Here is a 19,760-nt window from a genome sequence, read left to right as displayed (position 1 = left end):
GGTTTTTTATTGCCGCTTATTTGACCGTCGCAATCTGATCAAATGAGGCATCAACCAGATAGTAGATCTGCGAATCTTTCAGGGAGCCATCAAGATACAGCGTGCTCCAGTGAGATTTGTTCAGATGCTCGCTGGGAAAAATGTCTTTATGCTCTTCACGCAGTAATTCCGCCAGCGCCGGGGTCGATTTCAGTGAAACCGCCGGACGCCCTTTCACCTCATGCACCATGGCAAACAGTACGCCGTTGCTTTTAATCTGCGTGGCTTTCCAGTCACTGTGGACGCTCTGTTCCGCGCCCGGCTTGCTCATGCAATAGGTCAGTAAGTCTGAATTCGTCATTACGATTCCCCTTGTAAAGTGGCGACAATTCGCCGCGCACCGCCATCAATGCGGTGTTCGCCCAGCCAGATCCCCTGCCAGGTGCCCAGCACCAGACGTCCGCGCTGAACCGGCAGTAGCAATGATACCCCTAAGGTCGATGATTTAATGTGCGCCGGCATATCGTCACGTCCTTCGTAGTCGTGCTGATACGGCGCATCTTCCGGAACGTGCCGCATGAAATGCTGCTCCATGTCGCTGCGCACCGTCGGGTCGCAATTCTCGTTTAAGGTTAACGAGGCCGAGGTGTGCTGTAACAGCAGATGCAACAGGCCGGTGTTGATGTTACGCAGTGCGGAAAGCGCATCGACGATCTCATCGGTGACCAGATGAAATCCGCGTGGTTTCGCGCTAAGCGTCAGAATTTGTTGATGCCACATAGCTTTTTCCTGAAACGGTCTCCCGTTTAAGTGTGCAGCATGTCGGCGAAAGGTAAACCCTGCGGGCAAATAAAAAACCGCCGAACAGGGTCGGCGGTCTTTACACAGCGTAACGGCGATTACATCACAGCAGCAAATGCTTCCGCGACCTGATGCACATTTTTGCTGTTCAGGCCGGCGACACACATCCGGCCGCTGCCGACCAGATAGATGCCGAACTCGTTGCGCAGGCGATCAACCTGCTGCGCGCTCAGGCCGGTATAGCTGAACATACCGCGCTGCTTCAGCAGGTAGTCAAAGTTTTTGCCTGGCAGTGCGGTGCTCAGCACCTCTACCAGCGACTGACGCATCGCCAGAATGCGTACGCGCATCGCTTCAACTTCCGCCAGCCAGTTCGCTTTCAGAGCATCATCATTTAACACTCGCGCCACGACCTGAGCACCAAAATTCGGTGGGCTGGAGTAGTTGCGGCGCACGGTCGCTTTTAACTGGCCCAACACCCGGCCGGCTTCTTCTGCGCTGTCGCAGACAATAGACAGGCCGCCGACGCGCTCACCGTACAGCGAAAAAATTTTCGAGAAGGAGTTGCTGACCAGCGCTGGCAGGCCCGCGGCAGCTACGGCGCGCAGTGCATACGCATCCTGCTGCATACCCGCACCGAAGCCCTGATAGGCAATGTCGAGGAACGGGATCAGCTGCTGCGCTTTCAGCACCTCAACGGTCTGATCCCACTGCGCATCGGTCAGATCGGCACCGGTCGGGTTATGGCAGCACGGATGCAGCAGAACGATGCTCTGCTTCGGCAGGGTTTTCAGCGCGCTGATAAACGCATCGAACCGCACGCCGTGGGTCTCCGCGTCATACCACGGATAGGTATTCACCTCGAAACCGGCACCGTTGAAAATCGCCACGTGGTTTTCCCAGGTCGGATCGCTGACCCAGACCGCTGACTGTGGGAAATAACGTTTAAGGAAATCCGCACCCACTTTCAACGCGCCAGAGCCGCCCACCGTCTGAATAGAGGCGATCCGGCCCGCCTGCAGCATCGGATGGTCGGCACCAAACAGCAGGGGCGCAATCGCGCTGCGGTAGCTGTTCAGCCCTTCCATTGGCAGATAGAGCGACGCCTGCTGTGGCTCAGCGTGCAGCTGCTGTTCAGCAGTCGCAACCGCTTTCAGCTGCGGGATGATGCTCTGCTCGTCATAGTAAAGCCCGATACTGAGGTTAACTTTGTGTTCGCGTGGGTCTTGTTTAAACGCTTCCATCAACGACAGAATCGGGTCGCCAGCATAGGCATCAACGTTTTGAAACACGGTGTAGGTCTCCATGAGTGGTCTTCGGGTAACAGAGTGTCATTAAACCAGGTAGCGTCCTGGACGGTGGTTCATCGCGATAATCAGATTAAGAATAACCGCGCCGCCAATCGAGGCGAGCAGAATCGGTACGCTCACCACAAACAGGGAGGCCAGCACCACGCAGGTATCCACCGCCATTTGCAGCTTGCCGGCGCGAATGCCAAAGCGATCCTGTAGCCACAGCGCCAGGATATTGATGCCGCCCAGGCTGGCTTTATGACGAAACAACACTATAAACCCGATTCCCATGATGACGTTACCGAACAATGTCGCATAGAACGGATCGAGGGCGGAAAAATGGACAAACAGCGGATGCAGATGGGTAAACAACGACACCAGCCCAACGGCACAAAAGGTTTTCAGGGTAAATTCCCAGCCCATGCGTTTTACCGCCAGCCAGTAGAACGGAATATTGATCAGAAAGAAGGCGCTGCCGAAGGATAACGGCGACAGGTAGCTGATCAGAAAAGCGATGCCTGCAGTACTGCCGGTCAGCGCGCCCGCCTGTTTCAGCATAATGACGCCGAACGAGACCATCAGGGTACCAAGCACAATCGCCAGCGCATCTTCAATGCGGGAATGGGGAATGCGGGAGGGTTCTGCAACGTTATCCATGTGGGTTATCTCAGTGCAAATGATGCAGTTCAGATGCAAAAAACGCACCATACCGGCAGCCTTTGACGGCCACCGGTATGGTGCCAGCGATTATCCCATTGATAACTAAGGCGCTTTATTGCAGGTTTTTGTGATAAAAGTTTCGGTAAAACCGTTAATTCATGCACAAATATCTGTTCTGGTGCGCGTTCTTTGCATTATTTGCCGCGAGTTTGCACCAAAACGGCACAATACGCACCTTTTTAGCGCGTCTTGTGCTCAGGAGTCATCATCAGCCCGTTCTCTTTCATTCGTCCCAGCACTACCGAGGTTTTTACATGAGAAACGCTCTGGTGGCCAGCGACCAGCTGACTGATTAAGGCGCTGAGCGAATTGAGATCGGCTACTGCCACTTTCAACAGATAGTCGGCATCGCCGGTGGTTTTGTAGGCGTCGACGATCGCCTCTTCCTGCTCCACCATCCGATGAAAACTGTCGACATATTCAGCAGTATGGTTAATTAAGCGCACCTCAATCAGCCCGACCATACCCAGTCCAATCGCATCCGGCGACAGCCGGGCGTGATAACCAAGAATAAGATTGGCCTGTTCCAGGTTAATCCGGCGGCGTGAGCATTGTGAAGCCGACAGGCCGACCAGATCGCTTAATTCCTGATTGGTCAGGCGGCCATTAGATTGTAATAAAGTCAGGATTTTAAGGTCGTAATCGTCTACGTGAGTCATTCCGTTTCCACAGCGTTATTGGCGTCGCTTTGTTACAGATAACCCGATAATCGGCGGGGTTGTCCAACACTATTTTCTGATGATGGGGGCTGTCATGCACAGATCGTGCATGACAGCACAAAGAAGAGATTATTCGTCGTCGTATTGCGGGCCAGCGTAGTTATCAAAACGCGACCACTGGCCGTTAAAGGTCAGCCGCACCGTGCCGATCGGGCCGTTACGCTGTTTACCGAGGATGATCTCGGCGATCCCTTTAAGATCGCTGTTTTCGTGGTAAACCTCATCGCGATAGATAAACATGATCAAATCCGCATCCTGCTCGATCGAGCCCGATTCACGCAGATCCGAGTTCACCGGCCGCTTATCGGCACGCTGCTCCAGCGAGCGGTTAAGCTGCGACAGCGCCACCACCGGCACATTCAGCTCTTTGGCTAACGCTTTCAGTGAGCGCGAGATCTCGGCTATCTCCAGCGTACGGTTATCCGACAGGGAAGGCACGCGCATCAGCTGCAGGTAGTCGATCATAATCATGCTTAAGCCACCGTTTTCACGGTAGATACGGCGGGCGCGCGAGCGCACTTCGGTCGGCGTCAGGCCAGAAGAGTCATCAATGTACATGTTCTTCTTCTCCAGCAGGATGCCCATGGTACCGGAGATACGCGCCCAATCCTCATCATCCAGCTGGCCGGTACGAATACGGGTCTGATCGACCCGCGACAGCGACGCCAGCATACGCATCATGATCTGTTCGCTGGGCATTTCGAGGCTGAAAATCAGCACCGGTTTGTCCTGCAGCATCGCGGCGTTTTCGCACAGGTTCATCGCGAAGGTGGTTTTACCCATTGAAGGACGCGCGGCGACGATAATCAGGTCAGAGCGCTGCAGGCCCGCGGTCTTCTTATTGAGATCCTGATAGCCGGTATCCACGCCGGTGACGCCATCGTGCGGCGTCTGATAAAGCGATTCGATACGTGAGACGGTCGCCTCAAGGATCTGCTCAATATTTTTCGGGCCGGCATCCTTACTGGCGCGCGCTTCGGCAATTTTGAAAACGTTGGATTCGGCGAAATCCAGCAGCTCTTCGCTGTTGCGGCCCTGCGGATCGTAGCCGGCATCGGCAATCTGGTTGGCGACCGAAATCATCTCACGCACTACTGCACGTTCACGCACGATGTCTGCATAAGCGCCGATGTTAGCCGCGCTGGGGGTATTTTTCGCCAGTTCGGCCAGGTAAGCAAAGCCGCCTGCCATCTCCAGCTCGCCGCGGGTTTCCAGCGATTCAGAGAGGGTGATCAGGTCGATTGGCTTGCTGTTTTCCAGCAACCGCTGCATCTCGGAAAAAATCAGCCGATGCGAGCGGTTGAAAAAATCATTGGCGACCACGCGCTCGGAGACGTTGTCCCAGCGCTCGTTATCCAGCATTAACCCACCGAGCACCGATTGCTCCGCTTCCAGCGAATGCGGGGGCATTTTCACGCCTTCCAGCTGGCGATCCTGCGTTTCGTTCGATTTGTTGGTGGGTTTATTTCCTGCCATAGTGAATGCATTACCGATGTTCTGTGGGGACGCGCAAGTATACCTCAGTTGGGGTGCGCGCCTCACCCTCATGATGAAACAATCACAGGAGTCAGAATGGCAAAGCGTATTCAGTTCAACGCGCACGGCGGTCCGGACGTTCTACAGTGGGCTGATTTTGAACTTGCCGATCCTGCCGGTAATGAGGTGCAGGTAGAAAATCGCGCCATCGGCATTAACTACATCGATACCTATCTGCGCAGCGGCCTCTATCCGGTGGCAGCCTTCCCGTCCGGTCTCGGTACTGAGGCGGCGGGTGTCGTTACCCGGGTCGGCCGTGACGTGACGCTGTTTAAGCCCGGCGATCGGGTGGTCTATTGTCAGGCAGCCCTCGGTGCCTATAGTGAAGCGCACAACGTGGCAGAAGATCGGCTGATGCACCTGCCCGATGCGATCGGTTTTGAGCTGGCCGCCGCCAGTTTCCTGAAAGGGCTGACCACTCAGTATCTGCTGCGCCAGACCTATAAAGTCAAAGCGGATGAGACCTTCCTGTTTCATGCCGCCGCTGGCGGTGTCGGCCTGATTGCCTGCCAGTGGGCAAAAGCGTTGGGCGCGCACCTGATTGGTACCGTCGGTTCAGCTGAAAAGGCGACGCTGGCGAAGAATGCCGGCGCCTGGGCAACGATTAACTATCGCGAAGAGGATATCGCCGCACGCGTCAGCGAACTCACCCAGGGGAAAAAAGTCGGCGTGGTGTATGACTCGGTCGGTAAAGATACCTGGGAAGCGTCGCTGGACTCGCTGCGTCGTCACGGATTGATGGTGAGTTTCGGCAACGCTTCCGGCCCGGTGACCGGGGTCGATCTGGGCATCCTGAATAAGAAAGGCTCGCTGTTTGTTACCCGCCCGTCGCTGTTCGGTTACATCACTAACCGTCAGGAGCTGGTAACCGCCAGTGCCGAACTCTTTTCGCTGCTGGCCAGTGGCGCGATTAAAGTGGAGGTGCCGGAACAGCAGAAGTTTGAATTGAAGGAGGCGGGTAAAGCGCATCAGATGCTGGAAAGCCGTGCCACCCAAGGGTCGAGCCTGCTGATTCCCTGATAGCCGGTACCCCGTTCAGCATACAAAAAGGGCTTCCCGCAGGAAGCCCTTCTCTTTTTTTATTTTCGTTCGCGCTGGTGTAGGGACAGCGGCGATGAATTCGTTTCGACTCAACGACAACTATCCTGCCAGAAAACATAAGTAAAAAATATGTTTAAATGCAGGTATTGTCTAAGCACAACGTCAAATTGTGATCATCTCCGCAATTAACGCCAGCCTTTTCGGTCTAAGTTATTGATCTTACGCTTTAGCTTACGCCATTCTCGCGTATTACGATCGCCGAAAAAGGCGCGATGCAGCCAGACAGCGACCACTGCCAGCACCAGCCACGGCAACACTTTGATAACAAGTGCAAACAGTCCACCGACGAACATTACCAGCGTGGCGACCACCAGCGCAGCCAGTACGCCGAGCAATGAAACACCGGTTAGCAACAGCATCAGGAAAAAACCCAATACAAATAAAATTTCCACGTTAGCGCTCCTTATTGAGACTCATTGTGACGATCTTTACAAGAAGCGTGCCAATCTGTAAGCGATTGTTTTTGCTGATAACAGGCCAGTCTGATTAACCGGTGAACAGTCAAAATAACCAAAACCTGGCGTAAAAAAAACCAGCCATTGCCGGCTGGTCTCTTTGGGTACAGGTCGATCAGGCTTCCTGCGGAATTTTATCCGCCACCAGTGCCAGTGCGGCTTCCAGTACGCGCACATCCGCGCCAGGTTTGTGGGCATTTTCACTCAGGTGGCGTCGCCACTGGCGTGCTCCCGGGATCCCCTGGAACAGACCGAGCATATGACGTGTCACATGGCCCAGATAAGTGCCCTTCGCCAGTTCGGCTTCAATATAGGGGTACATGGCGCGGACCACCGCCACCGGATCGGCCGCCGGATGCTGACGCCCAAACAGTTGCTGATCTACCTGCGCCAGAATGCCAGGATTTTGATAGGCTTCACGCCCCATCATGACGCCATCAAGATGCTGCAGGTGGGTTTGCGCCTCTTCCAGCGTTTTCACACCGCCGTTAATCGCCAGCGTCAGGTGTGGGAAGTCCCGCTTCAGCTGATAAACCCGTGGGTAATCAAGCGGTGGAATTTCGCGGTTCTCTTTCGGGCTGAGGCCAGACAGCCAGGCTTTACGCGCATGGATGATAAACGTCTCGCATCCGCCGCGCTCGGCCACTGTCCCGACAAAATCGGTCAGAAACTGATAGCTGTCCTGTTCATCAATCCCGATGCGCGTTTTTACCGTCACCGGAATCGACACCACATCACGCATCGCTTTGATGCCGTCAGCGACCAGATCGGCTTCTGCCATCAGGCAGGCCCCGAAGCGGCCATTCTGCACCCGGTCAGAGGGACAGCCGACGTTCAGATTCACTTCGTCGTAACCGCGCTGCTCTGCGAGACGGGCGCAGTGCGCCAGCGCCGCAGGATCGCTGCCACCCAGCTGTAAGGCGACCGGATGTTCATCCTCGCTATAGGCCAGGTAATCGCCCTTACCATGAATAATCGCGCCGGTGGTCACCATTTCGGTGTAGAGCAGCGTATCGCCGGTCAGCTGACGATGAAAATAGCGGCAGTGGCGATCGGTCCAGTCGAGCATCGGGGCAATCGAGAAACGTTGCGAAGAAAAAGTATCGGTCATGAAGCGCAGGCAATCCGGTAAATGAGGGTGATTGAATTCTGTGCAAGGATAACACAAGGACGGGCGATAGTGCATCGCCCGCCCCGAACTGCGGCATGAAAGAAGATCAGAAATTGAAGCCCAGCTGCATCATCGCGCCCCAGGTATTATTCGCTCCAACCGAGCCAGCCAGATCCAGATGCACCGCTTTGTTAAACGGTGACAGGCCGAAACCGGCGGTTGCGACATTTTCATCGTTCGAACGCATATCCGCACGATAACCGGCACGCAGCTGTAACCAGTCGAGCACCCGATATTCCGCACCCACCGCCGCATACTGGCTGTTTTCCTGCGTTTTGAAGCGTTTGGTTTCGGTCAGGTCGACATCGCCGGTCACGGTGAACGGGCCTTTATCCCAGGCCAGACCGGTGGTGACCAGTGGACGGATCTGATAAGTATCGCGGAAGCCGTTGACCTCTTTGGTCTGCAGATCGCGGGATACCAGGTTTTGTCCGGTGATGCCCAGCGTCCAGTTTTCAGCAAACGTGGTCGCCAGACCGGCATCAACGTTAAAGCCGGTATCCGTACTGCGATACTGGCTATTGTTGATGTCACTTTTGTCATAGTTGTAAATGCTGGCGGTGTAGTTATACAGCCAGGTTTTTTGCACTTTCGGCGTGACGCCCACCGACACCGGCTGACCGGCAATGGTGAACTCATGTGCCAGTGCGACGCCATAGTCGGTGACCAGCGCCGCTAAACCGTTGGCGCTGGAGCGCAGGTTATTCTGGTCGCCCGGACGAGGAAGCACCGTGCCGTTAGCAACACCACGCAGATAGTCGATATCGCTCTGGACCACGTTGGCCCGCACGTGTGCTGTTCCATAGGCTTTGGTGATAAAGGCGAAAGGCAGCGTCTCGTTGGGAATAGTGACCGCCAGCGCCACCCCGGCGTTGCCGTCCGCTTTGTTGCCGCGCAAATCACTGAGCTGATTGGCGACATCGCCTGAGGCAGCGCGCACTTCAGGATAGCCCCGCAGATAATCGGCGAAGGTCAGGTTACCGATCACCTCGCGGTAGCGATCAACGGTATCGGTGATGTCATCCACTTTGTCGATCAGGTGATCTTTATCGGTGACCTGAATACCGGCGGAAGGGAAAATAATACTGACGCTATCGTCGGGTTTGGCTCGTGTCATTAAAGCCGGGTTGGCCAGCACGGCTGAGCCATAAAGAGAAGATGCAACGCCGGTTCCGCCCATGGCGTCATTGCGTGCATCGTACCAGGTCCCCGCCGCCATGGCGGAAGAAGAAAGGAAAAGCGCATTCACTACAGCGGTGTACTTCAGCGCTGAGCGTTGAGCGGATTTTTTCACCATTTGCCTGCCATCACCTGAGAAAGTGCCGTTGAAACATTCAACGACTGAATAGTTTGTTAGCCCTATTGTGAACCCTGGCTAACGCGTTATTGCTGTGAATTCAAAGGAAACAGTCGCTTAATTCAAAGGATTGGACGTTTTCCAATCAGTAAAACATTATTTTTGTTCAAAATACCCGATAATAAATAAAATAATACCAGACATTTCTTAAGTCTTTCTGAACATTACTTCTTAACTCAGTGAGATGCAAAGCAAAAGCGCGACAAAGGCCACCTTAGCCGGTCGACGAGTGGATCTGATTTGGGGCTGATAGCGGCCTCGCCTGCGGATGAACTCGCGTTTTTGATCGACGTCCGAGCAGAATTTGCTGTTTTATCAGGCAACAACCAACCTCTGCGCCGCAAAAATTTGTGTGATAAAATAACATCACTTATCCAGCGGAGAGTTTCCATGTCAAACATGACGTCACAGCAAATAATGACCCAGGCGGAAAAACTGTGCCTGCAGCGCGGTGTGCGTCTGACATCGCAGCGGGCTGAAGTGTTACGATTAATGGCTGAGCAGCCAGGATCGATCAGCGCTTATGATCTGCTGGATCAACTTCGGGTTAGCGAACCTCAGGCCAAGCCACCTACGGTCTATCGGGCGCTGGACTTCCTGCTGGAACAGGGCTTTATCCACCGGGTAGAGTCCAATAACAGCTATGTGATGTGTCACCATTTCGAGGCACCGGCACACACATCAGTAATGCTGGTGTGCGATCGCTGTGCGGCAGTAACCGAAAAGCAGGCGCAGGGAGTAGAGAAGATTATTGCGACGCTGGCTGGAGAGGCGCAATTTGCTCTGCGTCACAGCGTGATTGAAGCACATGGATTATGTGAGAATTGTGTCGAAGTCGAAGCCTGCACCCATCATGAAAGTTGTCAGCACGATCATCAAAGTGAAGGTAAAAAGCGGGGAAAACGCGGGTAATGTGCACATCCTTGTGCGGGTGCCGGTATGAGCGTACCGGGGGGTAGGAGCTTTATCCGTAAATCTGTGTGATTACCAGCGGTAATCTTTGTTCTGACTTTCCCAGTCTGTTACTTCGCGCTCTGCATCTTCTTTGGCATAGCCGTAACGTTCCTGAATTTTTCCGACCAGCTGATCGCGTTTGCCTTCGATAACCTGCATATCATCGTCGGTCAGCTTGCCCCATTTCTCTTTCACTGTGCCTTTGAATTGCTTCCAGTTGCCGCTCGCTTGATCTTTATTCATGGCAGACCTCTATGTCATCCTTTGGTTACATCATTTATCTTGAAAGAAAACAAAATGACGATATAAAGCGCTGGTTCACTGCGCTGCTTACGGTTAATTATAGTAGAAGATTTTAGGTTTGCCGAAACAATACAGAATAATCTGTAGCCTGAGCGCGTCAGAGGCCGGCTATCAGGCGTTAAACCAGCTGTTCTGCTGCCAGTGTTTACGCCAGATCAGCCATAGCGACAGACCACGCAGCGCCAGGAAAACGCTAACTGCCAGCCACAAGCCATGGTTGCCCAGCAGCGGGACGCTAAGTAGCGTCAGGAAGTAACCGAGTGCCGCCACCACCATGCTGTTACGCATCTCCCGGCCGCGGGTTGCACCGATGAACATGCCATCCAGCAGATAACACCAGACCCCCACCAGCGGCAGGATCACCTGCCATATCAGATAGCGATCGGCCGCCTGTTGCAGCTGTTCGATCGAGGTCAGCAGCGCCACGATGTGCGAACCGAAACACGCATAAATCAATGAGAACAGCAAGGCCACCACCAGCGCCTGTCGGCAGGCAGAGTGCCAGACGCGCAGCAGCCGGCTGCCATCCTTCGCACCATGCGCCTCACCGGCGAAGGCTTCAACCGCGTAGGCAAAACCATCCAGCGCATAGGCGGTAAAGGTGATAAACATCAGCAATACCGCGTTCACCGCCACCACCTGCGGACCGATGCGTGCGCCCAGCACCGTCAGCGAGGCAAAACAGAGCTGCAGCATTAACGAACGCAGCATAATGTCGCGATTAAGACGCAGCAGCCGCTTCATGTCACCGCGCCAGCTCTGCTTCAGCATTGCCGGGGTGATGCCACGCAGTTTCAATACCCGCCAGACCATCACCGCACCGACGGCCAGCGTTATATACTCTGCCAGTGCGGTCGCGGTTGCCGCGCCTGCCACACCCCAGTGCAGGCCCATCACCAGCCACAGATCGAGTACAATATTGACCAGATTGCCGATCACCAGCAGGATGACCGGCGCACGCGCGTACTGCACGCCCAGCAGCCAGCCAAGGATCACCAGATTTGCCAGAGTGGCGGGCGCACTCAGCCAGCGGATCTGAATAAACAGCGTCGCCTGTTGCAGAACGCTGGCATCGCCGCCAATCAGATCGGTCGCCAACGCAGCGATTGGCGAACGCAGGCAGACGAACAGCACGCCAGCCAGCAGCGCAATGATTAAAGGCTGGGTCAGCGCACGTGCCAGTGCCAATTTATCGCCGGCACCAAAAGCCTGCGCCGTCAGGCCGGTGGTACTCATTCGAAGGAACAGCAGCAGCATGAAGAGGAAACTGGTGATTGTCGTACCGACCGCAACCCCGCCAAGATAGACCGGGCTGTCGAGGTGACCAATGACAGCAGTATCGACCACTCCCAGTAAAGGAACGGTGATGTTAGAAAGGATCATCGGCAGCGCCAGCCGCCAGAGGTTTTTGTCGGTAGCCGTTAAAAAACGCATTCGCAGTTCCGTGCTCGGTGCCGCTGCAGAGAGGGGAGCAGCAGCGACAAAATTAGGGCAGACAGAATAGCATCAGACGCTACGAATGCGTGGTTATGTCAGACTCAGAGCCATTCGCCGTTGCGAACCACACCGACCGCCAGACCTTCGACCGTCAGCGACTGAGCGCGCGTATCGACGATAATTGGCTCAAAATCACTGTTTTCAGGCAGCAGATGCACAATAGCACCCTGCTTCTTCCAGCGTTTAACCGTTACTTCATCATCAATGCGGGCCACCACAACCTGGCCATTACGCACGTCCTGGGTTTTATGTACTGCGAGCAGGTCGCCATCCATAATCCCGATATCTTTCATCGACATTCCACTGACGCGCAGCAGAAAATCAGCAGAAGGTTTGAACAGGCCCGGATCCACTTTGTAATGGGTTTCGATGTGCTCCTGCGCCATGATCGGCTCACCGGCAGCAACCCGGCCAATCAACGGCAGACCTTCAGACGCTTCTTCTTCCATCAACAGGCGAATACCGCGTGAGGCGCCAGAAACAATCTCAATCACCCCTTTACGTGCCAGTGCCTTAAGATGCTCTTCTGCCGCGTTCGGCGAGCGGAAACCCAGCTGCGCGGCAATTTCTGCACGCGTAGGCGGCATGCCCGTTTGAGTAATATGGTCGCGAATCAGGTCATAGACCTGCTGCTGCCTGCTGGTTAATGCTTTCATCCCGCCCCCTGGTTGTTTATACAGTCGCTGTGAGTATATACAGGTATTGGTGAAATGGAAACCGATTCTCAGGCAAAACGCGCCATCTGACGCGTTGTGGAAGGCTTATCGCAAATGCGACCAAAGCAGCGCGATCCAGACAAACAGTGCCAGTAAGATGCTGATCAGCACCGCCGCGGAGCCCATATCCTTGGCCCGTCCGGCCAAAGGGTGGCGCTCCTGACCGATACGATCCACTACCGCCTCAATGGCGCTGTTGAGGATTTCGACAATGACCACCAGCACCACAGCGCCAATCATCAGAATGCGGGAGACGATATCGACATCCAGCCAGCAGGCGACAATAATGGCGGCCAGCGCGGCCAGCGCCTCCTGGCGGAAAGCGGCTTCGTGTTGCCAGGCGGCGCGCAGGCCCTGCCATGAATAACCTGCGGCTTTCACTATTCTTACAAAACCGGTGGCATTATTTGCCATAGTAAGTGGAACCCTTTCATCGGATTGACGTCAATGTCTGGGCTGCGTGCAATTGGCACCACCACAGATCTTCGCTGCGCTTTCTGGTATGCTTGCGGCGCTTTGCTAACAAGAGGCTTCATGTTGTCTATGTCAGGTTGGCGTAAACTTTATTACAAATTACTGAATTTACCATTGTCCTTTTTGGTAAAGAGTAAGGCCATTCCGGCCGATCCCGTTTCTGAACATGGTCTGGACCCGACCCGGCCCATTATGTACGTTTTGCCTTACGATTCGAAGGCGGACTTACTGACTTTACGCGCGCAGTGCCTGCGGCATCATCTGCCCGACCCGCTTTCTCCGCTGGAGATTGATGGTTCGCTGCTGCCGCGCCACGTTTTTATCCACGATGGCCCGCGTGTGTTCCCCTATTTTGTCCCCAGCGTTGAATCGGTGAAAATCTTTCACGATTACCTGGACCTGCACCGCAATAATCCCAAGCTGGATATCCAGATGCTGCCGGTGACGGTGATGTTTGGCCGGGCGCCAGGCCGTGAGGTTCAGGGCGAAGATACGCCGCACCTGCGGGTGCTGAACGGTGTGCAGAAATTCTTTGCGGTAATCTGGCATGGACGCGACAGTTTTGTCCGTTTCTCGCCGACTGTTTCGCTGCGCCGTATGGCAACCGAACACGGCACCGACCAATCAATCGCCCAGAAACTGGCCCGGGTGGCGCGCATTCATTTCGCCCGTCAGCGGCTGGCGGCAGTTGGCCCACGCTTACCGGCACGTCAGGATCTGTTTAATCGTCTGCTGCAATCCAAAGCGATTGAAAAAGCGGTAGAAGACGAAGCGCGCAGCAAAAAAATCTCCCATGAAAAAGCGCAGCAAAATGCGGTTGAGATGATGGAAGAGATCGCGGCGAACTTCTCCTATGAGGCGATTCGCGTCACCGACCGCGTCATGGGCTGGCTCTGGAGCCGGCTCTATCAGGGCATCAACGTTAATGGCGGCGAAAAAGTCCGTCAGCTGGCGCAGGATGGCCATGAAATCGTCTATGTGCCTTGCCATCGCAGCCACATGGATTACCTGCTGCTCTCTTACGTGCTTTATCATCAGGGACTGGTGCCGCCGCACATTGCCGCCGGTATCAACCTCAACTTCTGGCCAGCCGGCCCGATTTTCCGTCGTCTGGGCGCATTCTTTATTCGTCGTACCTTCAAAGGCAACAAACTGTATGCCACGGTGTTCCGTGAGTATCTCGGTGAGCTGTTCACCCGCGGTTACTCAGTTGAATATTTTGTTGAAGGAGGACGGTCACGCACCGGTCGCCTGCTCGATCCGAAAACCGGCACCTTAGCCATGACCCTGCAGGCAATGCTGCGCGGCGGTAATCGCCCAATCACCCTGGTGCCGATTTACATCGGCTATGAGCACGTGATGGAAGTGGGTACCTACGCCAAAGAGCTACGCGGTGCGGCGAAAGAGAAAGAGGGCTTCATGCAGATGCTGCATGGCTTACGTAAGCTGCGCAACCTCGGCCAGGGCTACGTTAACTTTGGCGAACCGCTGCCGCTGGTTAACTATCTCAACAAGCGGGTGCCGGAATGGCGTGAGTCGATCGATCCTATCGAACCGCAGCGTCCAAGCTGGTTAACCCCTACCGTGAACGACATTGCGGCGAGCTTAATGGTACGTATCAATGAAGCGGGTGCGGCCAACGCCATGAACCTGTGCGTCACCGCGCTACTCGCCTCACGTCAGCGCTCACTAACCCGCGAACAGCTGATTGAGCAGCTTGAGTGCTATACCCAGCTGCTGCGTAACGTGCCTTATTCAGCCAACGCCACGGTGCCCGATCTCTCCGCAGAGGCGCTGCTGGATCATGCGATGGGCATGAATAAGTTTGAGAGCGAGAAAGACAGCATTGGCGACATCATCATCCTGCCACGTGAGCAGGCGGTGCTGATGACCTACTATCGCAACAACATTCACCACATGCTGGTGATGCCGTCGCTGATTGCCGCTATTGTGCAGCAGCATCAGACCATGAGCGAAGCCGAGTTGTTGCGCCAGGTGAGTCTGATCTACCCGATGCTGAAGAGCGAACTGTTCCTGCGCTGGCAGACCGATGAGCTGCCGCAACTGCTGACCGAACTCTGTCAGGAGCTGGCGCGTCAGGGACTGATTACGCTTGAGGCTGGTCAGCTGCGCTTTACCGCGGCGCGCTACCGTACGCTGCAACTGCTGGCGGCCGGCGTGCGTGAAACGCTCCAGCGCTATGCCATTACCTTCTCTATTCTCAGCGCCAAACCGGCCATTAACCGCGGGACGCTGGAGAAAGAGAGCCGCACACTGGCGCAACGTCTGTCAGTGCTGCACGGTATCAACGCGCCGGAGTTTTTCGATAAAGCGGTCTTCACCTCACTGGTTCTGACGCTGCGCGATGAAGGTTATATCAGCGACAGCGGTGATGCAGATGTCGCGCAGACCCTGGCAACATGGCACATTCTGGCCGATCTGGTCACCAGCGATGTACGCATGACCATCGAAAGCGCCGTGGCCCACGACTAAATGCCCTGCGCAGTAAAAAGGCGACCCCGTGAGGTCGCCTTTTTTGTGCCTGAACGATGCTGCGCTGCAACTGCACCCTTTCCTGCCTGACTATCTGTGCCGGAACCTTCTCCTGCCTGACGAATTGCCTGAACTGTACGCTGAGTTCCGTCACGCTGAATCGCATCGGATAGCATTTCAGCGCCCCGCAAACCCGTCTGGCCTGTCGATTACCACAGTTGGCTAAACGGCGGGGTATTCATCAACACACCGAGGAACAGCACCAGCCCGACATAGTTGTTGTTGAGGAAGGCTTTAAAGCAGGCCGGGCGTTCACGCCGGGCGATCAGCGTTTGCTGGTAAATAAACAGGCCAGCCGCCAGCAGTAGCGTCCCGTAAAACGCCACGTTGAGCTGCAGCAACATGCCAACCCACGCCATCAGCAGCAGCGTTGCCAGTTGCAGCAGGCCGATTATCAGCTTGTCGAAACGGCCAAACAGAATCGCGGTCGACTTAACGCCAATCTTCAGGTCATCGTCGCGATCCACCATCGCGTACTGGGTGTCATAGGCCACCGTCCAGCAAATGTTGGCGAAGAATACCAGCCAGCAGACCAAAGGTAAGGACTCACTAACTGCCGCCCAGGCCATCGGAATCGCCCAGCCAAACGCGGCCCCCAGCACCACCTGCGGCAGATGGGTATAGCGTTTCATAAACGGATAAACCCAGGCGAGCGCCAGACCGACCACCGAAAGCAGTATCGTCATCAGATTCATGGTCAGCACCAGCGCAAACGCCACCAGCGCCAGCCCGGCGAACAGCAGTTTGGCTTCTCTGGCACTGACCGCGCCGCTGGCTAAAGGCCGATGCCTGGTCCGCTCAACATGCCCATCCACCTTACGGTCAGCAAAGTCGTTAATGACGCAGCCGGCGGCGCGCATCACGAAAACGCCGGCAACAAACACCAGCAGCACCGGAAGCGGCGGGATCGCCATATCAGCCAGCCATAAGGCCCACAGGGTGGGCCACATCAGCAACAGGGTGCCGATCGGCTTATCAATGCGCATCAGGCGGCTATAGGCCTGCCATTTATTGATGTGTAAGCTCTTTTCCACCACAGATTTCCTCAGGCCAGATCGCGATAAAGCGGTGAAGCCGGTAAAAACAGTTCCGTCAGCAGCAGCGGTTTGCCGGACAGCCGCAGACGCGAGCGGCGTCCCCACAGCGCATCAACCTTGCCCGGCTCGATAAAATCACGGGTCAGGGTTGAAGAGGAGAACAGATAACGCCCCAGCGGACGCGTACCCAGCTGTTGCAACATCGCCTCCGGGCCATTCAGGGTGCTTTCCGGTACCAGCGTGCGGCCAGCCAGCCAGGGTTCACCGTCGCCGAACAGCAGCACTTCCCGCAGCCAGAAGCGTTTGTCGTCCGGTAAAAAGGCTTTTTCTTCTCCCAACTCGCTGGCATCAATAAAGCCTTCACGTACCGGCTCTACCGTCACCTGCTGGCAATGCTGCTCAAAACGGCGCGTCATGGAGTCTTCTTCCATCAGCCAGTCGAGCAGCGACGGCGCAAGCGGAGCCTGCGTCGGTGAAAGCCAGTTAAGCGCACGTAATAAGCTGAGCGCGTCTTGCGACATAGCACCACTCCCAAAAATTTTCAGGGCGTCAGTTTAGCGCAGAGTCGCGGCATGAACACCTGCCGTCGTTACAGACGGCAGAGGGTTTATTCACGTTTGAGGCGGTTGCTGTTCGCCAGCCACAGCGTCACCACCAGAATCAGGATCGCGGCAGAGTAGCAGAGGGTGTCGAAAGGATTTTTATGATCGACAATAATCAGGCGAATGATCGCGGTGATGCCGATATAGACAAAATAGCGTAGCGGGAAGTGATAGCCAGACTGGAAATATTTCACAATCAAAGCGATAAACTCAAAATAGAGGAAATAAATCACAATTCCCTCTATCAGCAGATAGGACGATGCCTGTTCACCGGTGCTGAACAGCACGTTAGCCAGGTGAATGGTTTCTTTGCCGAGAAAAACGATAAGGATAATCGCCAGGCTAAGCAGACCCAGATTCAGCACCCATTGCAATACGGTCGCAAGGTGGCGGGCCAGGGGATTCTTGTCACTCATGTAGCGCCTCAGAAGAGAGTTAGTAGCGGACGCTATCATGCGTGAGTGTGACCTGAATCACAATATGGCCCTCAGGCTTCGACATCAACACACAGCGCATCGTAGCGCCAGTATTCACAGTCGCAGTCAATTACCCGTTTTTGCCGATCGCGATTAATCCGGGTAATCAGCAAGCCCGGACTGCCAGGCGCGACGTTCAGCGCCGGCGCGGCGATCTCCGGCAAAGGGCCGGGCAGAATGGTAAAGCGCGCCCCGCCATAGCGAATACCGTAGCGCTGGTCATAGAGATCGGTCAGTGAACGGGTAAGATCTTCATCCAGCAGGCCGGGGAAAAAACGCGGATTAAGGTAATGTTCAACGTACAGCACCGCCCGTCCGTCAATGCGCCGCAGGCGGCGAATGCGGTAAACCGTTGATCCCGGTGCCAGCAGCAGCGCTGTCGCTATCGCGCCCTGCACCGCGACCTGTTCAGCCGCGATCACTTCGGTGGTCGCCTGACGCCCCTGCTCCGTCGCCATGGCATGAAAATGGCTGTGATGCAGCGGGTTATAGATCAGTCGTGGCGGTGCGATAAACCAGCCACGGCGCAGTTCACGGTAAATCATTCCCTGCGCCTCCAGCTTGCCTAACGCTTCACGCAGGGTAATGCGGGTGGTGCCAAATGCCTCGCTCAGGGCCCGTTCCGCAGGCAGTCGCCCGCCGCTGAACTCACCGGCCTGTATGCGGCTCAGCAAGACGCTGGCGATTACGTCCGCCGTTTTGAGTGCTATCGACTCCACAACAGTAGCCTCATTTTGGTGCGATTTCGCACTGTAACCGTTCAGATAAGCGTCCCAGACCCTGCCTGCCGCGTTGAGTCGCTGCGGGCTTGCCATCCGCTATCCGCCACGCGCCCTCGCTTTGTCATAAATCGTTCATATACAGGGGCTACATTGGCTCGGTTCTTGCTGGACTAGACCAGCCAGGCCCATCAACTTACACCCGGAGCAACTGAGATGAAAGCGTTTATCGCCTCTGTAGTAGCCAGTGCTGTAGTGCTCGCCCTGCCCGTTGCGCAGGCTGCCGATAACGACCTTGCCGCGCTGGAAAAAGCCGCGCGCAGTGAAGGTCAGGTTAACAGCGTCGGCATGCCGGACAGCTGGGCCAACTGGAAAGATACCTGGAACGACATCAGCAGCAAATACGGCCTGAAACACAGCGACACTGACATGTCGTCTGCCCAGGAGCTGGCGAAGTTTGACGCGGAAAAAGAGAACGCCAGCGCCGATATCGGTGATGTGGGCGCGGCATTCGGCCCGGTGGCGGTGGCGAAAGGCGTTGCTCAGCCTTATAAACCGAGCCACTGGGATCAAATCCCCGACTGGGCCAAAGACAAAGAGGGGAACTGGGCGCTGGCCTATACCGGCACCATCGCCTTTCTGATCGACAAGCAGCAGGTTAAAGATATTCCGCACAGCTGGGCCGATCTCAAAAAAGGTAAGTATGTGGTTACTATCGGCGACGTCGGTGTGGCTGCTCAGGCTGCTAATGGCGTACTGGCTGCAAACTACGCTTTAGGCGGCGATGAGAAGAACCTGAAACCGGCGCTGGCCTTCTTTGCCGACCTGGCTAAACAAGGCCGGCTGGGCGTCACCGATCCGGTGATTGCCAACATTGAAAAAGGCGAAGTACAAATGGCGGTGGTGTGGGACTTTAACGGCCTGAACTATCGCGACCAGATCGATAAAAATCGTTACGAAGTGGTGATCCCGTCTGACGGCTCCGTGACCTCTGGCTATACCACCATTATTAACAAATACGCGAAGCATCCGAATGCCGCCAAACTGGCGCGCGAATATATCTTCTCAGACCAGGGTCAGATCAATCTGGCGAAAGGTTACGCCCGCCCGATCCGTGCCGAGCATCTGACCCTGCCTGCCGATGTTCAGGCTCGCCTGCTGCCGCAGTCTGAATACAAAAATGCCCGTCCAATCCACGATCAGGCCGCCTGGGATAAGTCCTCGAAAATGCTGCCGCGCCTGTGGCAGGAAAATGTCGTCATCAATATGCAGCAGTAAATCGCGGCAAGGAGAACGGA

The 19,760-nt window shown here is 55.4% G+C and carries 21 protein-coding genes; 4 read left to right on the top strand and 17 right to left on the bottom strand.

Annotated features, from left to right (window positions below; translation table 11 throughout):
* Positions 1-16 precede the first annotated feature (16 nt).
* The 6 genes from AC6I8D_RS01360 to dnaB all read right to left on the bottom strand — a co-directional run bounded on the left by AC6I8D_RS01360 (position 17) and on the right by dnaB (position 4,987).
* On the bottom strand, positions 17-340 hold the full coding sequence (locus tag AC6I8D_RS01360) for an MmcQ/YjbR family DNA-binding protein (protein WP_312056326.1): 324 nt from the start codon (positions 338-340) through the stop codon (positions 17-19).
* Positions 340-759, bottom strand: a complete 420-nt coding sequence (locus tag AC6I8D_RS01355; RefSeq protein ID WP_312056324.1) for a secondary thiamine-phosphate synthase enzyme YjbQ — start codon at positions 757-759, stop codon at positions 340-342. Before AC6I8D_RS01355 ends, AC6I8D_RS01360 begins: the two co-directional genes overlap by 1 nt.
* 119 nt (positions 760-878) lie before the next feature.
* Positions 879-2,072: an amino acid aminotransferase gene (locus AC6I8D_RS01350; protein WP_497820634.1), complete on the bottom strand. Its 1,194-nt coding sequence runs from the start codon at positions 2,070-2,072 to the stop codon at positions 879-881.
* A 42-nt stretch (positions 2,073-2,114) separates the two neighbouring features.
* Positions 2,115-2,729 (bottom strand): YitT family protein, encoded by a 615-nt coding sequence (locus tag AC6I8D_RS01345; protein ID WP_159861699.1) that lies wholly within the window; start codon positions 2,727-2,729, stop codon positions 2,115-2,117.
* A 242-nt stretch (positions 2,730-2,971) separates the two neighbouring features.
* A complete protein-coding gene (locus AC6I8D_RS01340; protein ID WP_312056322.1) occupies positions 2,972-3,451 on the bottom strand; it encodes an Lrp/AsnC family transcriptional regulator in 480 nt (159 codons plus the stop codon).
* 129 nt (positions 3,452-3,580) lie between these two features.
* Positions 3,581-4,987 carry a replicative DNA helicase gene (dnaB, locus tag AC6I8D_RS01335; protein WP_031375516.1) on the bottom strand — a complete coding sequence of 469 codons (1,407 nt, stop codon included), beginning with the start codon at positions 4,985-4,987 and terminating at the stop codon, positions 3,581-3,583.
* A 96-nt stretch (positions 4,988-5,083) separates the two neighbouring features.
* Between dnaB and AC6I8D_RS01330 the strand changes: the two genes are divergently transcribed.
* Positions 5,084-6,067 carry a quinone oxidoreductase gene (locus tag AC6I8D_RS01330; RefSeq protein WP_497819542.1) on the top strand — a complete coding sequence of 328 codons (984 nt, stop codon included), beginning with the start codon at positions 5,084-5,086 and terminating at the stop codon, positions 6,065-6,067.
* Between the two features lie 206 nt (positions 6,068-6,273).
* On the opposite strand, the gene pspG is transcribed toward AC6I8D_RS01330, so the two are convergent.
* From pspG to AC6I8D_RS01315, 3 genes are all read right to left on the bottom strand, one after another.
* Positions 6,274-6,540 (bottom strand): envelope stress response protein PspG, encoded by a 267-nt coding sequence (gene pspG / locus AC6I8D_RS01325; protein WP_069729440.1) that lies wholly within the window; start codon positions 6,538-6,540, stop codon positions 6,274-6,276.
* Positions 6,541-6,718: 178 nt separating this feature from the next.
* The gene (gene dusA / locus AC6I8D_RS01320) at positions 6,719-7,714 is read right to left on the bottom strand and encodes a tRNA dihydrouridine(20/20a) synthase DusA (RefSeq protein ID WP_312056317.1); all 996 of its coding nucleotides are present in this window, start codon (positions 7,712-7,714) and stop codon (positions 6,719-6,721) included.
* 106 nt (positions 7,715-7,820) lie between these two features.
* Positions 7,821-9,071 (bottom strand): conjugal transfer protein TraF, encoded by a 1,251-nt coding sequence (locus AC6I8D_RS01315; RefSeq protein ID WP_312056315.1) that lies wholly within the window; start codon positions 9,069-9,071, stop codon positions 7,821-7,823.
* Positions 9,072-9,521: 450 nt separating this feature from the next.
* Here AC6I8D_RS01315 and zur point away from each other — a divergent pair, with 450 nt between their 5' ends.
* The gene (gene zur, locus AC6I8D_RS01310) at positions 9,522-10,043 is read left to right on the top strand and encodes a zinc uptake transcriptional repressor Zur (protein WP_072051006.1); all 522 of its coding nucleotides are present in this window, start codon (positions 9,522-9,524) and stop codon (positions 10,041-10,043) included.
* A gap of 72 nt (positions 10,044-10,115) precedes the next feature.
* Here the strand turns inward: zur and AC6I8D_RS01305 are convergent, their stop codons facing one another.
* The 4 genes from AC6I8D_RS01305 to AC6I8D_RS01290 form a co-directional block, all read right to left on the bottom strand.
* Positions 10,116-10,328, bottom strand: coding sequence for a CsbD family protein (locus AC6I8D_RS01305; protein ID WP_159861694.1), 213 nt, complete (start codon positions 10,326-10,328; stop codon positions 10,116-10,118).
* Between the two features lie 171 nt (positions 10,329-10,499).
* On the bottom strand, positions 10,500-11,822 hold the full coding sequence (dinF, locus tag AC6I8D_RS01300; RefSeq protein WP_497819541.1) for an MATE family efflux transporter DinF: 1,323 nt from the start codon (positions 11,820-11,822) through the stop codon (positions 10,500-10,502).
* A gap of 104 nt (positions 11,823-11,926) precedes the next feature.
* Complete coding sequence (lexA, locus tag AC6I8D_RS01295; RefSeq protein WP_031375523.1) at positions 11,927-12,541, bottom strand: transcriptional repressor LexA; 615 nt, start codon at positions 12,539-12,541, stop codon at positions 11,927-11,929.
* Positions 12,542-12,646: 105 nt separating this feature from the next.
* A complete protein-coding gene (locus AC6I8D_RS01290) occupies positions 12,647-13,015 on the bottom strand; it encodes a diacylglycerol kinase (RefSeq protein ID WP_312057378.1) in 369 nt (122 codons plus the stop codon).
* Between the two features lie 129 nt (positions 13,016-13,144).
* Here AC6I8D_RS01290 and plsB point away from each other — a divergent pair, with 129 nt between their 5' ends.
* Positions 13,145-15,568 (top strand): glycerol-3-phosphate 1-O-acyltransferase PlsB, encoded by a 2,424-nt coding sequence (plsB, locus tag AC6I8D_RS01285; protein WP_497820633.1) that lies wholly within the window; start codon positions 13,145-13,147, stop codon positions 15,566-15,568.
* 209 nt (positions 15,569-15,777) lie between these two features.
* Here the strand turns inward: plsB and ubiA are convergent, their stop codons facing one another.
* The 4 genes from ubiA to AC6I8D_RS01265 form a co-directional block, all read right to left on the bottom strand.
* Positions 15,778-16,662, bottom strand: a complete 885-nt coding sequence (ubiA, locus tag AC6I8D_RS01280; RefSeq protein WP_312057380.1) for a 4-hydroxybenzoate octaprenyltransferase — start codon at positions 16,660-16,662, stop codon at positions 15,778-15,780.
* 11 nt (positions 16,663-16,673) lie between these two features.
* Entirely contained in the window at positions 16,674-17,186 is a 513-nt protein-coding gene (ubiC, locus tag AC6I8D_RS01275) for a chorismate lyase (RefSeq protein WP_312057382.1), read from the bottom strand.
* Positions 17,187-17,272: 86 nt separating this feature from the next.
* A complete protein-coding gene (gene psiE / locus AC6I8D_RS01270) occupies positions 17,273-17,683 on the bottom strand; it encodes a phosphate-starvation-inducible protein PsiE (protein ID WP_031375527.1) in 411 nt (136 codons plus the stop codon).
* A 71-nt stretch (positions 17,684-17,754) separates the two neighbouring features.
* On the bottom strand, positions 17,755-18,462 hold the full coding sequence (locus AC6I8D_RS01265; protein ID WP_312057384.1) for a UTRA domain-containing protein: 708 nt from the start codon (positions 18,460-18,462) through the stop codon (positions 17,755-17,757).
* Positions 18,463-18,678: 216 nt separating this feature from the next.
* Between AC6I8D_RS01265 and AC6I8D_RS01260 the strand changes: the two genes are divergently transcribed.
* Positions 18,679-19,740, top strand: coding sequence for an ABC transporter substrate-binding protein (locus tag AC6I8D_RS01260; RefSeq protein ID WP_312057386.1), 1,062 nt, complete (start codon positions 18,679-18,681; stop codon positions 19,738-19,740).
* Positions 19,741-19,760: the final 20 nt, after the last annotated feature.

This window comes from Pantoea sp. X-Soil-MYKO-1785, assembly GCF_059730675.1.
The sequence above is the reverse complement of the archived record's forward strand: the minus strand, read 5'-3'. Positions and strand labels throughout refer to the sequence as shown.

What these genes read in the sequence shown, in the direction of transcription:
- AC6I8D_RS01260 (WP_312057386.1), top strand. Translation starts at nt 18,679, where the DNA reads ATGAAAGCGTTTATCGCCTCTGTAGTAGCCAGTGCTGTAGTGCTCGCC.
- AC6I8D_RS01290 (WP_312057378.1), bottom strand. Translation starts at nt 13,015, where the DNA reads ATGGCAAATAATGCCACCGGTTTTGTAAGAATAGTGAAAGCCGCAGGT.
- plsB (WP_497820633.1), top strand. Translation starts at nt 13,145, where the DNA reads ATGTCAGGTTGGCGTAAACTTTATTACAAATTACTGAATTTACCATTG.
- AC6I8D_RS01340 (WP_312056322.1), bottom strand. Translation starts at nt 3,451, where the DNA reads ATGACTCACGTAGACGATTACGACCTTAAAATCCTGACTTTATTACAA.
- zur (WP_072051006.1), top strand. Translation starts at nt 9,522, where the DNA reads ATGTCAAACATGACGTCACAGCAAATAATGACCCAGGCGGAAAAACTG.
- AC6I8D_RS01355 (WP_312056324.1), bottom strand. Translation starts at nt 759, where the DNA reads ATGTGGCATCAACAAATTCTGACGCTTAGCGCGAAACCACGCGGATTT.
- psiE (WP_031375527.1), bottom strand. Translation starts at nt 17,683, where the DNA reads ATGAGTGACAAGAATCCCCTGGCCCGCCACCTTGCGACCGTATTGCAA.
- dinF (WP_497819541.1), bottom strand. Translation starts at nt 11,822, where the DNA reads ATGCGTTTTTTAACGGCTACCGACAAAAACCTCTGGCGGCTGGCGCTG.
- dnaB (WP_031375516.1), bottom strand. Translation starts at nt 4,987, where the DNA reads ATGGCAGGAAATAAACCCACCAACAAATCGAACGAAACGCAGGATCGC.
- dusA (WP_312056317.1), bottom strand. Translation starts at nt 7,714, where the DNA reads ATGACCGATACTTTTTCTTCGCAACGTTTCTCGATTGCCCCGATGCTC.
- AC6I8D_RS01345 (WP_159861699.1), bottom strand. Translation starts at nt 2,729, where the DNA reads ATGGATAACGTTGCAGAACCCTCCCGCATTCCCCATTCCCGCATTGAA.
- AC6I8D_RS01360 (WP_312056326.1), bottom strand. Translation starts at nt 340, where the DNA reads ATGACGAATTCAGACTTACTGACCTATTGCATGAGCAAGCCGGGCGCG.
- AC6I8D_RS01305 (WP_159861694.1), bottom strand. Translation starts at nt 10,328, where the DNA reads ATGAATAAAGATCAAGCGAGCGGCAACTGGAAGCAATTCAAAGGCACA.
- AC6I8D_RS01330 (WP_497819542.1), top strand. Translation starts at nt 5,084, where the DNA reads ATGGCAAAGCGTATTCAGTTCAACGCGCACGGCGGTCCGGACGTTCTA.
- AC6I8D_RS01315 (WP_312056315.1), bottom strand. Translation starts at nt 9,071, where the DNA reads ATGGTGAAAAAATCCGCTCAACGCTCAGCGCTGAAGTACACCGCTGTA.
- lexA (WP_031375523.1), bottom strand. Translation starts at nt 12,541, where the DNA reads ATGAAAGCATTAACCAGCAGGCAGCAGCAGGTCTATGACCTGATTCGC.
- ubiC (WP_312057382.1), bottom strand. Translation starts at nt 17,186, where the DNA reads ATGTCGCAAGACGCGCTCAGCTTATTACGTGCGCTTAACTGGCTTTCA.